General features: G+C 60.5%; 10 protein-coding genes and 4 pseudogenes. 5 read left to right on the top strand and 9 right to left on the bottom strand.

Annotated elements, in window-relative coordinates; translation table 11 throughout:
* The 5 genes and pseudogenes from ACM43_RS11385 to ACM43_RS11365 all read right to left on the bottom strand — a co-directional run.
* Positions 1–384: pseudogene (locus ACM43_RS11385) on the bottom strand (conjugal transfer protein TraG); the annotation flags it as partial.
* Positions 385–420: 36 nt separating this feature from the next.
* The gene (locus ACM43_RS11380) at positions 421–2,184 is read right to left on the bottom strand and encodes a relaxase/mobilization nuclease domain-containing protein (RefSeq protein ID WP_271540120.1); all 1,764 of its coding nucleotides are present in this window, start codon (positions 2,182–2,184) and stop codon (positions 421–423) included.
* A gap of 650 nt (positions 2,185–2,834) precedes the next feature.
* Positions 2,835–3,029: a hypothetical protein gene (locus tag ACM43_RS11375; protein ID WP_036030512.1), complete on the bottom strand. Its 195-nt coding sequence runs from the start codon at positions 3,027–3,029 to the stop codon at positions 2,835–2,837.
* A 1,104-nt stretch (positions 3,030–4,133) separates the two neighbouring features.
* Positions 4,134–4,585 (bottom strand): annotated as a pseudogene (locus ACM43_RS11370) (hypothetical protein).
* A gap of 39 nt (positions 4,586–4,624) precedes the next feature.
* Positions 4,625–4,813 (bottom strand): hypothetical protein, encoded by a 189-nt coding sequence (locus ACM43_RS11365; protein ID WP_036030517.1) that lies wholly within the window; start codon positions 4,811–4,813, stop codon positions 4,625–4,627.
* 994 nt (positions 4,814–5,807) lie between these two features.
* On the opposite strand from ACM43_RS11365, the gene ACM43_RS11360 reads away from it, so the two are divergent.
* Complete coding sequence (locus ACM43_RS11360; RefSeq protein ID WP_271540118.1) at positions 5,808–7,487, top strand: DNA polymerase/3'-5' exonuclease PolX; 1,680 nt, start codon at positions 5,808–5,810, stop codon at positions 7,485–7,487.
* 79 nt (positions 7,488–7,566) lie between these two features.
* Here the strand turns inward: ACM43_RS11360 and ACM43_RS11355 are convergent, their stop codons facing one another.
* The 4 genes from ACM43_RS11355 to ACM43_RS11340 all read right to left on the bottom strand — a co-directional run bounded on the left by ACM43_RS11355 (position 7,567) and on the right by ACM43_RS11340 (position 9,969).
* Positions 7,567–7,701, bottom strand: a complete 135-nt coding sequence (locus ACM43_RS11355; RefSeq protein WP_271540116.1) for a hypothetical protein — start codon at positions 7,699–7,701, stop codon at positions 7,567–7,569.
* 503 nt (positions 7,702–8,204) lie between these two features.
* Complete coding sequence (locus ACM43_RS11350) at positions 8,205–8,621, bottom strand: hypothetical protein (protein ID WP_074448280.1); 417 nt, start codon at positions 8,619–8,621, stop codon at positions 8,205–8,207.
* Positions 8,622–8,634: 13 nt separating this feature from the next.
* Positions 8,635–8,835: a hypothetical protein gene (locus ACM43_RS11345; protein WP_036030533.1), complete on the bottom strand. Its 201-nt coding sequence runs from the start codon at positions 8,833–8,835 to the stop codon at positions 8,635–8,637.
* A 588-nt stretch (positions 8,836–9,423) separates the two neighbouring features.
* Positions 9,424–9,969 (bottom strand): TlpA disulfide reductase family protein, encoded by a 546-nt coding sequence (locus ACM43_RS11340; RefSeq protein WP_074448281.1) that lies wholly within the window; start codon positions 9,967–9,969, stop codon positions 9,424–9,426.
* A 697-nt stretch (positions 9,970–10,666) separates the two neighbouring features.
* On the opposite strand from ACM43_RS11340, the pseudogene ACM43_RS11335 reads away from it, so the two are divergent.
* From ACM43_RS11335 to ACM43_RS11315, 4 genes and pseudogenes are all read left to right on the top strand, one after another.
* A pseudogene (locus tag ACM43_RS11335) lies at positions 10,667–10,930 on the top strand (AsnC family transcriptional regulator); the annotation flags it as partial.
* Between the two features lie 385 nt (positions 10,931–11,315).
* Positions 11,316–12,049 (top strand): annotated as a pseudogene (locus ACM43_RS11330) (TlpA disulfide reductase family protein).
* Between the two features lie 665 nt (positions 12,050–12,714).
* Positions 12,715–13,512, top strand: coding sequence for an ABC transporter substrate-binding protein (locus ACM43_RS11320; RefSeq protein ID WP_442869295.1), 798 nt, complete (start codon positions 12,715–12,717; stop codon positions 13,510–13,512).
* Positions 13,513–13,613: 101 nt separating this feature from the next.
* The gene (locus ACM43_RS11315; protein WP_271540111.1) at positions 13,614–13,961 is read left to right on the top strand and encodes a hypothetical protein; all 348 of its coding nucleotides are present in this window, start codon (positions 13,614–13,616) and stop codon (positions 13,959–13,961) included.
* Positions 13,962–14,459 lie beyond the last annotated feature (498 nt).

The raw sequence follows: 14,459 nt of genomic DNA, 5'->3' as shown, positions 1-14,459 counted from the left end.
GCCATCCGGACCAAGAAGTCCGGCCCCTCGGACCTCTTCCGCACCAGCCCAACGTGCCGAACCATAGGTCTCGACATTCTTGGCTTCACGCGCGCGCCACACCGACATGCCGATCGCTACCGCGATCGAAACGACGGTCCCTGATGCTGCGATGAAGGCGCCCTCGACAAATACCTGCGGCGCATAGGCATCGTAGACGAACCACCACCAGAAGAAGATCGGCGGATAGTAGATCTTGAAGCCGAACAGCTCGAACCAAGGCCGCCCAAGCTCCGGTTGCCAAGCAAGCCGCCAAGCCGTCCACTCGGTTGCTCCCCAGATAGCGAGCAGAACGATCAGGCCGACGACGATCACCTGTCCCCAGAGGATCTTGGTTCCGGACATTCCGAGCGTCCTTCCGCAACTGAATTGGCGAGATAGCTAGAGACCGAGGTCTCGCTTCCGACCAAAACCCCATTCGATGCCACCGCCGTCCTTCACCACGCCGGTGACTTGCTGGCCGAGTTTCTTTTCGAGCTCGCGCGACCAGGGCACGAGCTGGAAGCCGAGCCCGTTATCGATCATGGCGAAGCGTCCCGAGGTCAGCGTCAGCTGCTGGCGATATGTGCCCGCCACATGCTCCCCGGAGGCGGCATTCACGCGAGGCAGGCCGGTGCCGGCCGAGACCTTTGCTGCCACCTCGTCCAGTTCGCGTCGACGCAGCGTGTCCAGGAGATCGCGCTGCAGGATGATGCGTTGGCCCTGCCGCCGGGCCAGGCCCTGCTGGATCAGATGCTCCGTACGGGCTTGCATGGCCTCGCGGGTCTCGCGGCCGAATCCGCCCATGGCGAGCGGCATGGCGTCGCGTTCGACGAGCCTGTGGTCGAGCCAGGTGGCTCCTTTTGCAGTGATCTGTCCACCGAGATCGAGATCGGAACGGGCCGCCAGCACCATGGTCGGCCGCGGATCGCCGGCTTGGCCGAAGCGTCGGACTTCGACGATTCCGCCGATCGGGGGTGCGTGGTCGAAAGCCTCGAGCCCTCGGAAGCGCACGTGGTGCGCCCGTCCGTCGGTTCCGTCGATCAGGGCATAGGCCTCGCCTGTCAGTTCGTCATGCAGTCCAAGGTCGACCAGTCGTCCGATAATCTGGGATGCCGGCTGTCCGACCTCGATGACGAAATCGGCAACGCCGCGCGCTTCCCCACGCTCGGTAAAGGCCCTGTGCATGGTCTTGATGATGTCGCCGCGCATACCGAGGTCACGCAAGCTACGCTCGGCCTCGAGCCCGACCATCCATTCTCCCGGTAGGGCGAACGCGGCAAGGCCCATCTTCTCCAGGTGTTGAAGGCGACCGATCATCAGGCGCCGGATCTCGGAATCGGACTTGCCGGGATTCTCTGCGCGAAGATCGATATGGCCGGTCTCATCGGCCGCCAGCCGGATCTCCCGATCGAGCCGCGTCCATCGTTCCGCCGTGACTTCCCTCTCCAACGAATTCCGGATCTCGTGCTCAGGCTTTGGACCGAGTTCAATGGCGACCAGTTCTTCGGCGCGTGAGCGCAGGCCCTGGCTGATGTAGTCGCGGGAGATCACGAGATCCGCCCCTTCCCCATCTATTCCCCGAACGAGAAGGTGGACGTGAGGGTTGTCGGTATTGCAATGATCGACAGCCACCCAATCGAGCTGAGTGCCGAGATCGATCTCCATCTGCCTTGCGAGATCGCGGGTAAAGGCCTTCAGATCGGTCATGTCGCCCGCATCCTCAGGTGAGACAATGAACCTGAAATGATGCCGGTCGTCCTTGCACCGTTCTGCGAAAGCCGCGCTATCGGTGCGGTCGCTGCCGGCATCGAACATCTCGGCACGCTCGCCGCTCCCGGTCACGCCATCGCGCTTCAGATATGAGAGGTGGGCGGTCATTGGCGCTGAACGGAAGGCTCTCCCTTTGTGACGAACCACGCGCGCCTTCACCACGACGCGCCGCGTCGGGCTGAACAATCTGGCGCGGCTAAAGGCGAGGCGCCCCCGGCCGAACGTCGAGCGCCCATAGGCCGCCGAACGCCTGCCCGCCCCGGTCTGACCCGAGGTGTGTCCCGATTTCTTCGCCGCCCGCAGCACCTGGTTGATGAAGCTCTTTTGTTTCGGCACGCGGGTGCTACGAATGCGCCCAGGCCGAACACGCAGATCGCTGTCGCGCACGCTCACGGCAGGGCCTCCCAACGATCAAAATTGCACATGGTGCCGAAGACGCGTTTGATGGCATTCGTAAAAACGCAAAGCGCGGCACGCGCCCCGACCGACCGGCACGCCGGAACCCAAGCCATGTCAATGGCTTGCGGTTCGACCGGCGAGCCTCTTTTATCTCACCCTCCTGCCGTCGTGGTCTCCCGGTCGCGGGTTCCCGACAGAGCCGCCGCGACTTGGCAGCCAACTGGCGAAGCCCCCACTGCTTCCGCGCGCTTGCGATAGCGATCGTTACCCGAAGGGCCGAGACACCCGAAGGGTGGCTCGGTGAGGAGCAAAGCGACGAGTAGAGCGCGGGCCGAAGGCATCGCCCATACGCCAACAGCACGTAACACTTGCTCGTTGAAGCATGCCAAAATTTGCGAACCCGCACACTTGGTCATTGCGATACTCCCGAATCCGATCGAGGCACGACCACACCGTTCAATCTTTGGAAGCCATTTCCGAAAGCCGTGCCGGTGAGAAAAGCGATCGCCGCGACTTGTCAAGCAGAGCGCGACCGATGGCTGCGGGTCGCACTGGCAGGGAAGGACTTGGCGCGCCTAGTCGATCGCAAGGCTGCGGCGCAATGAAGCTCACGGCAGCACGCCGCGCGAGATGGGAGCCGCCGATCAATCGGCAAAAACGAACGTCATATCCTGGAATTTCTGCAGCGGCAGATTCGTGATGCTTCGCTGCATCGTTTGGATATCCTCGCTAGCGCTTGACGGGACCGCCCGTGCAAGATGAGGATCGTAGAAAGCAAGCTTTGCGGCGACACCGACCAGGAGAACTGCGACGAGGCTCAGAGTGGAATGTACACGCATGATCGCTCCTCCTTTTCTACTGCAGTGGGGGCTCCATTCCCCTCCATTGCGGATCGTTGGAGTGTAGATAGCGGGCGTTTCAGGTCCTTTTCCTTCCACCATGAAATGGTTTCGTCGACCTGTACTTTCGGCTTCGCGGTCGCCGGGCTACGATTTTGGGTTCCCGATTGGTTGAGTGGCGCGTGCACGCCTGGTTCGTTCATGCGTCCGGCGTAAGCTCTGCTTGGCGACTGCGGGCAAGCAGGTCTCTTCCCTGGTTTGTCGAGGCCGCCCTTAAGAACCGTCGCGGGCGCCGTCAAGGCGCGTTAGCGGCCTTCTAATGGGTTCGGCCATACCGCGACACCACCTTGGAAATTTGCCAGATGTCAGCCCGGTGTGGCCGCTAACGTCGTCGCAGGTGTGAAGTACCGGGTGTGACTGTCCACAGATGGATATGGAAGAAGTCGTTGCTCAGCTTGAGAAGATTCGGGTACATGAAGCTGATTGTGCTCGATTAGCGAGGACCGCCCAGGACAGGCAGTCCCGGGCTCTGTTCGAAACGCCTTGCGGAACGGCTCCGCGAAATGCGGCAAGACATCGAGACGACGATCACCGCGGAAACGAAACTGAGTGCCCGCTGGGAATAGTTGTTCGGATGCGATGCATTTCTGCACTGTCTGGCAAAATATAGGCGACCTCGAGCCCCGGTTTTGATCAATAGGACACCCCGGCGGGTTCAATGGGGTCGAGCCTAGGGAGCGCCACGGCGCCCAGAGCCCTCACAAAATCAGCGCCTTCGGGTGCGCGCCAAACGCCTGCTACACACTTCGCTACACTTTGTGCCGCTGAGTTGCTCTCTCTCCTCTGAATAGATCGGCGCTCTTGCAACGGTCGCACGGACGGCATCGGCGCCCTTTGCATGGTCTCCTTCCTTCTCTGGTGGTGATGGCAGGGAAGCCGGCCGGCGCAGATCTCTACCTGCAAAACCGCTTTGCGAGCATGATCGCTGCCGCTGTGGCCGCGCTCGCGCGCCAGCTTCGCGGCCACCGCGACGCTGCGGGCCTTGCGCACCAGGCTGCCGGCCGCCGCACAGACCGCCGGCCAGTCGGCGACGCCCGTCTGCCTCTACCCGGAACGTCCGAGCGCAATTCTCCCTTCGGGCGGACGAGTACCGGGTCGGCGCCAACGGATCGGCCCCGGGAAGCTATTGGCGATGCTCAAGACCCGTGCCTCATCCGTTTCAAGAGCTATTTTTGGGCGAGCATGACATCGCCCTCGAGCAAGCCCCCCACCGGAACGAAGCACCACCCCTTCCCGAGCCGCCCGTATTCGTCGATCTCGTTGACGTTGCCCGACGTTCCCCGCCGGATGCGGTACCGCGTTCCGGTATCGCACCCCACGACGTCGAAGTACCCCCTCCTTTCGAACTCGACCCTCTGCTGGGGTGAAAGCCAAGAACGCAGCAGTCGCAGCGCTCGAGCCTGGACCGTTTTCTCTTCGTTTACTGCTTGATAAAGTCTGCCAACAGCCAGGCTCCGAGGGATCCACGGGCCGACCCGACCGAACCTCTTCTTCACTGGTGCTCACCCGCCGACGAGCCGCGGGAAAAACAATGTCTATTCGGCAGTCGGATCGAAGGTGGTGATCCTTGTTGCCTCACCAGGCCCCTTCCGTACCGCCGCGGTATAACCTTTGCTCGTAAATTGCAGAAAAAGCCTCTCCGCCTCTACCAAAGCTTCTGCATTGGAGTTGTCGAAGAAGTGCCGGCTATCGCCGCTGTGATCCATCACGATTTGCATTGCCATGCTGAGGTCTCCCGATTGCACCTCACAAGCAATGTAGTATCCGAGCCCTCGTTCCTAATTGACCTAATCGCCACCGAGACACCTTCGGTCGCTCTGCATCATCAGCACGAAGACGGTCCAGTGGCTTTGTCTGACGTCCTGACCGTCGCCCCAGCTTGGTCGAGGCTCGACGGAACATCGATTTACGGTCTCGGGCGGAGTAGTGCAGGGTTCTCAACCGATCGATTGCGTGCTGCCGTGCAGCTGTCATTGCGGCACAATGTTAGCTTCCTGTCATTGGCCCGCTCTATCAGCCATCTACGACCCCTGCCCGAAGCTGATCGGCTGGGACTTTGTGTCCATTACAGCAGGTTCGGTGGGATGGCGATCGACCGCCCTAGGTTCCTGTGATTTTCCCGGATTACGGTCAGCTAGTGAACACACAATCGGGCCCCACCGAAGAGCGGCCTTATGGATCGCTTATGACCCGTCACGGGCCGCGCGGCGCGCGGCGCAAGCAAACGAGCAAACCGTCACCGATTTAGGACGAATTGAGCGCGAGCCGTGGAGCCGGATGAGCAGAACAGCGAAGTCGCTCGCCGAGATCGAGTATCGGGCAAAGCCGGCGGAGGTGCGGCACCCGCCTTTCAAGGATTACCCGAGGACCTTTGACACGGCGCGTGTGACAGCCTTGGCGGTAGAACTATCGGCGGGAACAGGCGTTTACTGATCATGTCAGACGCATTCGACTATTTCCGCGCTTACGCCGTCCGAGCTCTTTGCAAGGCCCGATCGATGCCGAAGGGCCGGATGAAGCACCTGCAGCTTGTGGTCGGCCGGATCTATAACCTCCTCAAGAAGGAGACGGCTTACGGTGAACACGCAACACCTGGAAGACTTCCGGGCAGCGCAGAAGCTCGAGAGATCTCTGGAGAGTCGGCCCAACGACGACATGGCCCCTCGAACTCGCCTTGCCGCAACGAGTCCTCATCGGGCCGGGCAGGAGGTTCGTTGAGTGACTTCCCTCGACGCTCGCACCGTAGGAGGACTCCTGCGAGAATATGCGCAGCGCACCGCCTTGCGCGGCGGCAACCCCTACCGTGCAAAAGCCTATTCTCGGGCCGCCGATAGCTTGGGCGCCCTCGTCGTCCCGCTGGACGCGGTCATCGCCGAAGGTCGTCTTACGGAGATCCCGGGCGTCGGCAATGCTATCGCCGACATTGTCACCAAACTTCACCAGACGGGCACTCATCCGAGCCTCGAAAAGCTGCGGAAAGAGATTCCTGAGGGGGTGCTCGAGATGCTTGCCGTGCCGGGTCTGCGTCCGGAGAAAGTGCTGCGCCTCTACAAGGATCTCGGCATCGGCTCGCTCGCGGAGCTGGAGGCCGCCGCCAAGGAGGACCGCATCAAGAAGGCCAAGGGGCTCGGAGCCGCGCTGCAGACCAAGATCCTGCAGAATCTGGCGATCGCCAAAAGCGAAGAAGGCCTCCACCTGCACCTTGCCGCCGCTCTGCTTGCGCAGGCGAAGGATTCGATCCGAAAGGCCCATCCCGAGCTGAAGCGCGTGACGCTCGCAGGCGACTTCCGGCGCGGTTGCGAGCTCGTCCGCGAACTAACGATCGTAGCGGAAGCTCCCAGGGGTGGCAAGACATCGGAGCCTGCTCAGACCGATGGGCTGCGGATCCGCTTGTCCGACCGCAAACACTTCGGCGCCGCCCTTCTCTTCGCCACCGGCTCCACCACTCACATCGAGCAGCTCCGAGAGATAGCCTCTAAGAAGGGAATGCGGTTGGAGGCCGACGGCTTGCACAAGTGCCGCACGCTGATCGCCGGCGACGAAGCCGACATTTACCACGCTCTCGGGCTGCCCTTCATTGATCCCGAGCTCCGGGAGGGGCGCAACGAGGTCGAGCTGGCTCTGAAGGGCAAGTTGCCGAAGCTCGTCACCGACCAGGATCTGCGCGGAAACCTTCACTGCCACACCGATGCTTCCGACGGGACAGAGACCCTGGAGACGATGGCGAAGGCCACCCGCCAGCGCGGGTTCGAGTATTTCGGGGTCGCCGACCACTCCAAGTCCGCGCACTATGCCGGCGGTCTATCCCTGGAGGAGATCGCGCAGCAGCACCGGGAGGCCGACCGGCTGAACAAGCGCTTCGGCAAGGATTTTCGAATCCTCAAAGGCATCGAGTCCGACATTCTGGCCGACGGCTCGCTCGATTATCCGGACGAGGCGCTCAAGCAGTTCGACTTCGTAGTGGCGAGCATCCATGGCCGCTTCAAGCTGGACCGCAAGGCACAGACGCAGCGCCTGCTTCGGGCGATCTCCCATCCTTGCACCACCATCATCGGCCACATGACCGGCCGACAACTCCAGCGTCGGCCTGGCTACGAAATCGACGTCGAGAAGGTGCTTCGGGCATGCGCGAAGCACGACGTCGTCGTCGAGATCAACGCGCATCCGTGGCGTCTTGACCTGGATTGGCGCTGGCACCAGGCCGCCCTCGAATTTGGCTGCATGCTGAGCATCAATCCGGACGCGCACTCCATTCCCGAGCTCGACCACATGCACTGGGGCGTCCAGATGGCCCGCAAGGGCGGCGTCCCTGCAGACCGGATCCTGAACGCGATGACGTTGCCAGAAATCACGCGCTACCTGCGACAGAAGCGGCGCTCCCTCGCCCGCGCTGCCTGATGTCGCACGCGCACGACCTCTCGCTCGAGGGAAGGTGGTGGCGGTCGCCGCCGATCGCGGGCACCACTTCAGCAAGCCGTCACGGGATCAGATCGCGCTGGTTGAAGGCCATGGCGTCGAAGGCGACGCCCACGCCGGCCCCTTCGTCCGGCACGCTATCTCGCCCGGCGCCGACCCCGGCTTCCCAACCTGCGGCAGGTCCACCTGATCCCATTCGAGCTCTTCGCATCCCTCTCGAAGGCTGGTTTCCAGGTCGGAGCCGGAGAGCTCGGCGAGAACATCACCAATGCGGGCCCGGACCTCGAACGGATGCCGCTCGGGACGCTGATCGAACTCGGGCCCACAGCCATCGTCGAGTTGACCGGCCTCCGCACGCCCCGTGTCCTGATCGACTGCTTCCGGGCGGGCATTAAGAGGCGCGTGCTCTCGTCGGCGGAAACGGGCCCTGCATTCAGATGTGGGGTGCTGGGCGTGGTGCGGGTGGGAGGGCGGTCGTGGCCGGCGATATCGTGCGGGTGCGCCTCCCGCCCACCTGGTTTCAGGCGCTACCGAGGCCTGTAAGAGCCCGGTGCACAACTCGGCCGCCTGATGACCGAATCGAAAAGCGGTCGGTAGATCGGGCCTGCATGGCCGCAAACAAGGTAACCGCGGTGGGGAGGCAATCGACAGTCCGGGACTATTAAGCCGCCGAGCTCCGCTGGCGGCTTTTTTCTTTGACTAGGAGGCGTTCGCCCTGGCTCGTTCGCGGGCCTCGCGGCGGCGTTCACGGCGTTCGCGCCGCAGCTTCGCACGGTCGGCGAGCTGCGGCAGCGGAGGAACCGCCGCTATTTCGGCTACCGGCGGGGTCGTCTCGCTGGCCGAGGCTTGGATTTGCTCCGGCATCGGTCGGGCTTCCATAAATTCAAGTACTTCCCGCCCTTTGGAAGTCAGCCTCCAACCACCGCTTGTGCGTTCGACGAGCCCTTGTGACCAGATGTTGAGATCCGGCACCCGCGCGGCGAGGCGTCTGGTCCGGTCCGCCCAATCGCGTCCGCTGGTCGCCAGAATGGCCATGTCCCTCTTGAGGTCCTCCATCACGGCAAACCCATCCGGATATGCCACCAGGATCTTGAGGACCGTGACTTGGAAGTTCACATCCGCCCCCCGATCAACGCCACATCGTGGGCGCGTGCGAAAGAGCATCTCGCCCAATCTGCCTAAGCCTCTCGCGAGAGACTTCGCCCCTGGTCGCAGTTTCCAGGATCTTCGAAGCAACGTGCGTACGTGCGCCGATCTGTCGGCCTAAGACGCTTTCGCACACTTCATCAAGGACTGCGCGCAAAAGCGCGATGGTTGCCGTATCGAACATGAGGTGCCCCCAGAAGGGAAAATCCCATCTTAGCCCGGTTTTGCCGGCCTGTGGATTCGGGGCATGTTAGCCTTTGCGGAAAATACGACCGAATTAGAAACGGGTGCAAGATTACGGCGCCGATGCCCCGCCCGCCTAAGCTATTGGGTTCGAAGCCGCGTTCGCGCAAAACAACGCGCGGTAACGATTCATGACAACACTGTCACTGTAATTATCGTGTCTCACTGCAGGGGTGCAGTCCAGTCGTGGGGACAGCGCTAGCACTAGGCGCCACCGCTGATGAACCACTTTTTGTAGGCCCTCTTGATGACTCGCACATCCTTTGTCGCCAATGGGACCGCACACCGTTTAGCTAAAGATGCCGAAGGCACTCCCCCCGCCCCTTCATCCACAGCCCAAAGTATTTGTCGATCGCGCCGCGAACAAATTCATTCGCAGCTGGAAACCGGTCCGTTCGAAGCAACGGATCCGTATGGAGCAGGCGGACGCTAAGCTCATCCGGCCTTAGAGCGACGCCTCTTCGAGGGCAGAACGCGGCTTCGCCCAATCTCTCCATCGCTAGCCTAAGTTTGGCGAAAAGCGGCTCAGTCAGGCTTCTTGCTCCATTTCGCGCATTATACGCTCGTTTTCGGCGATCCGCTCTGTTTCGGCGGCTTTAGCTTCATCGCTGGTCCGCCAGCTGCCGGTCAGAATTTTCGGCAAAACGTCATCGAGCTGTGTCGGAAAACCGACAAAGGCGATGCGGCCGTCACGGTCGACCACGAACGAGGTGGGAATCCCGACAGACAAGCTGGCATCTAGCCAGAGCTTTTCCATTTCGCCTGTGTAGTCGAATCCGATCCGGTAATTGAGATTCGGTACCTTTTCAGTCAACCAGGCGTCCAACTTGTCTCGGGCCTCGTCCGCTGTTTGAGCGCGTTCAAGAGCCGCGAGTCCGAGGACCTCAATGCCGCTGTTTTTGTATTTCTCTTGCAACTGCACCAGTTCCGGGACCGCCGCGACACAGGGCCCGCACCAAGTTGCCCAAAATTCGACGATGTACACCTTCCCAGGCTGGAAGCTGGAGAGGGGCCCGCCACGCAGCCAGTTCTCCACTTGTATCGGAGGAGCTGGTGATTCTAATCCGAGCACCATGTTACTCTCCAAAACTTAGTGCCCGACCTTGGGCCGACTTTTTGTCTAGCTGATCTCTGATCGCAGGCGCGACCGGCTTGCCGCCCGTCGCGCTTGACGGGAGGCACGGGCAGGCCGGAGGACGGCGCGATCTTCGTGGTCGAGCTCGTTGGCACTGAGGAGAACCTGCCCGTCATCAAGGGCGAGCCGGCCGTACCTCCCGAGGGCAGACGCCTCAACAGTTGGAACGAGCTGCGGCGCGACCACACTCCCGAGGCACCATCCGACGACAAACCACTGTGCACCATCCTCTGGATAGTACGAGCTCTCGAAGAATTCAATTCCAGTCGGCACCGCTCGCCGTAGCTCGCTGATACCCCGATGGTTCGTGTACATGAAGCGGGTTCCCAGTGAGATCCGCGGTTGTCGGTGCCGCCGCTAAGCGCGAGGACGATCCAAGTCACAAGCAGGAAGGTTTTCCCTCATGAGGGGTTACATCCGTTCAAGGAAGCAGAGCTTCGGGCGGTGCGCATCTGTTTGCACCAGCACTCGTTCGCTATTGCCGCACTCCAGTAGCAAGGTCTGTTATCAAGGTCTGTGCCATGTCGTCTGCGTGCATTTTCCTGAACCTTTTTACGGCGTACTTTCCTGAGGTTTGGACGATTTCCTGCATCGCACAGGAATTTCACGGCGGGATTCACTCAGGCGGGAGCTGATCATGCGATATGATCGAGTAGACGCCACATCCTCGAGATTGTGCGAAAGAACAACCGCCTAACTTCCGAGGTGCTCGGCGAAATGGCTGGGCTTTCTGCTACCGCCCTGTCAACGACGACTGAAGAGGCTCCGCTCTGGGGGCACCATCGAAGCCGACGTCTCAATCGTCTCGCCGAAGGCGGTGGGAAGACCTATTCAAATGCTTGTGCTGGTCACTCTGGAGCGGCAGCGCGCCTCACTTGCGAAATCGATTCTATCTGCCATTGCTACATGATGCGTTAGGGCGGCGGCAGTCCTAGACACGAGATCTTGCCGGATCGGCTCGCATGACCAAGCGCTCACCCCTCTTGGATTCCGTGGTCCAACGTCTGACACGGGACAAATCCGTCAGGTTCAAAACACCGGCTGCGTTTGGGGCGCCTTGGAGTTTTCAAAGCGTAGTCAGGCGCTTGATGGGTGCTGACCGAGATGGCACGCTTGTTGCTATTTGGATGCAGAAACACGGAGTGAGGGCTGAGCGCACATCAGATGCGCAAAACGAGTGATGCTCTCCTTCTATTGAAGGTGTGCTCCGTTTCTGAGAGAGACAGTAGCGCACAAAGTCGCGCAACGAGTGGCAATAGTTTTGGAGAACAATTTTGGAGAACAACATGGTGCTGCGCATGGAGTCCCCAGCTCCTCCGATCAAGGTGGAGAATTGGCTGCGCGGCGAGCCCCTCACAAGCTTCCGCCCGGGAAGGTGTACATCGTCGAATTTTGGGCGACTTGGTGCGGGCCATGTACGGCAGTGATGCCTGATCTAGTACAGCTGCAAGAGAAATACAAAGACAGCGGACTTGAGCTGCTCGGCGTCGCAGCTTACGAACAAGCTCCAACGGCGCACGAGGCCCGAACAAGCAACTTGCAGACCGGCTTGCCGGTTTTGAGGCAATTCGCTCGCGACGCGATCGACAAAAACGATGAGCAGTGGATGGAGTGGGCGCTGCGCCAACTCTTTGATCCGGCGAATGACAACTCCCACTTCCCGTCTGCCGAGCGCCTCGCGATGGGCAAAGAGTTGTCCGAACACATTCTTGCGCTGAATCCTCTGCAAGGGGACGGTGGCTTTAAGTACCTGTCCTATGGGACGGTCGCTCAGTATTATTATGAGAGCGGCAACAAGGATCGCGCGATCGAATTGATCGAGGTGGCGTTGAACTCGCTAGGAGGTCCTGAGCCTATCCCCGACGAACTGAAACAGGACGTCATGTCGACGTTGGTCGAAGCGCTGGCCAACTACAAGGGTGAGAAGGCTTGCTATGGGACTGTTTGTGCAACTCCGCAAGATGGGTTTCTGACCGCGTCAAAGCGCAAGCAACGGAGCAAACAACAAAAAGAAGGGTGATAGTCGGAATTGCTCGCTTGGCATCGTCCATTTCTCCGGCTGCCAGTGGCAACTAAATCTAACGGTCTGACGGTTTACACGAAATGCTAAACGACTCATCCGGCATTAAAATGCACGCGCGCACAGCCATCGGGCGGCCGGACCTAGGCGGGCATCGCCACGCTTCTGCAGACAGGTGAAGATGAATGTTGTCAATCCGATGCATGGCTCACACAAACTCTCGAACGGATCGCACAGCGGACGACGAAGATCGCTGCTCTCATGCTGTAGAACCCGCAAAGCTTGAGCCGCTTCAGCTAAACTGCTTACGCAAAGAGGGGTGAAATGGGTGGAAGATTCTCGATCGCAGCTCTTGGACCTTGGGCACACGTCGCCTCGTACGGCAGCGCCACGCATTGGGGACATCGCGTCGGGATCGAAAGGATCTTAGCAGCGTGCAGCACAATCGCGAACGTCATGATTGTTCAAGATGACGAACTCCCCATGCGATCGGCGTGGTGCTCCCGTTTGTCTTGGAGCACTGGCTGAAGCAGCCTTTCCGTGCCATAAATCCTCGTCGGCTTTGTCGGCGCAACGGCGGCCGACCTGTTCACGCCGGTGTATTCCGGGCAGCTGGTCGATGAGCTGACATCGGGCCCTTCCGACCCGGCGGCGCAACATGCGCCATGGTTGCGTTCCGCACCATCGTCGCGCTTGACCTGCTCTCGACCATGTCGCGGCTTACAGGCTTTTTTTATGCCAATCCGGGAAGCCCTGAGAACTACTACCCGGTGGCACAGCCGGACAGAGGCATCAAAGCGGTGGCCGATCGTAAAGGGAGGACGGTCGCTTATCCTCCGGGTTCTGGTCGTCACATGGTGCTGGCCAGCATTCTTCATGCCAACGGTCTTGACCTCGGTGCGTCATCAGTAAAGGGCGTGCCACTCGCCGGAACTGAAGTCGCGCCGAGTTTCGCGTCCCGATCCGTGGATGCGGCGATCGTCATCGGAGGTCAATATTTTCGGATCGGCAAGCCACCGATTATCGCCGATGGCCGCGGACATAACAGGGGCGTCAACGTCATACTCACCCGCAAGGCCTTGCTTGATGACCCCGCGAAAACCGCCGCAGTTGTTGACTTCGTGCGCCGCGCGGTTGCGTTCTACAACTGGCAAGGCGCAAACCCGGACGGGTGGATACGCGCCAACTACGTTAAGCAAGAAGGCCTCACCTTCGAGCAAGGCAAGTGGTTGGACGATGCTGCCGGACATGGCGCGTATTACCCGATCGATGCGAAGTCCATCCAGGTCTTCCAGCAGATCTCGGATGGCTTGTTCGCCACCGGCGCGCTCAAACAGAGAATCGGCATTGCGCCATATGTCGATGGCCGGTTCAACACGATTATCGCCTGGCAGAACAACGCCGACGGCGTGACACCACGCCCTCTCGAGCAGCCGAAAGCCACTGAGAGGGTCGGTCAATGATCCGTGCCGCGCACGAACACGGCCGTACCGGGAAAATCCGCTGTCCCTGACTTCAGTCTCTCGAAGGCTATCGAACGAACCTAGCTAGCAAAGGAGCCACTATGGTTAGGTCAACTCTTCAAAAGCCCACCTCGCCCTCCTCAAATACTCCGGCAGCGGCCCCGCGCAGTATTGCCGTTCATCCGCTCACCGGCCACGTCGGCGCGGACATCGGAGGTGTAAACCTAAAAGAGCCGCTGCACCCGCTCGTGCTCGAAGAACTGAAGGCCGCGCTTTGCATCCAATTTTCTGCGGCATCGTCGCTTGTCGCCAAGGTGGCCGGTATCGACGCGGAGGTCGTTTATCTCTTCCGCTGGACTGCAGGCACGCGACTGGCGACCCGGAACACCTGCAGCGTGGCGATACTTGTCTTGCGACATACACGACGGGTGTTCGATATTACTTCGTAGGAAGGATCACAACGGGCAACCTGTTCTCCCAGGCTTTCACAAACGCGAGGATCTCGTCCGCAGCGCTCCTGCGCGAATGAATGAGATTTGCGTCAACTCCCGCGTCTGGCTAAGCGTGAGCGCGCGAGATGGCTTCCTCCATGCTCTGCCCGGCGACCAACGCCTCAATCGCGGCCACAAGGACCAATTCGTCGTCGACGGCATCCTTCACGGCGCGCAAGCGGAGAAATCTACATCGGCGAGCACATATCCTTCGCCAACAAACGAGTTTGCTGGAGCAATACTCAGTGGCAGATCAGATCACTGCGGCTTACGTGCCAAGGCGACTTTGCGCGCTTAGAGCCTCGCCGTTCGGCGACGTCCTTCCCCCAGCGCTACGCTTTCAGAATCGCGTGATGTGCGATAGTAGAACGTTGGCGGCTTCAAACAATTCGTCGCTGCCCAGCGTAATCCTACCCATGATGTCCTTTTCTCTCGATTGGTATATCTTTGGCGTGA

Source organism: Bradyrhizobium sp. CCBAU 45321, from assembly GCF_028128975.1.
Lineage (GTDB): Bacteria > Pseudomonadota > Alphaproteobacteria > Rhizobiales > Xanthobacteraceae > Bradyrhizobium > Bradyrhizobium yuanmingense.
The sequence above is the reverse complement of the archived record's forward strand: the minus strand, read 5'-3'. Positions and strand labels throughout refer to the sequence as shown.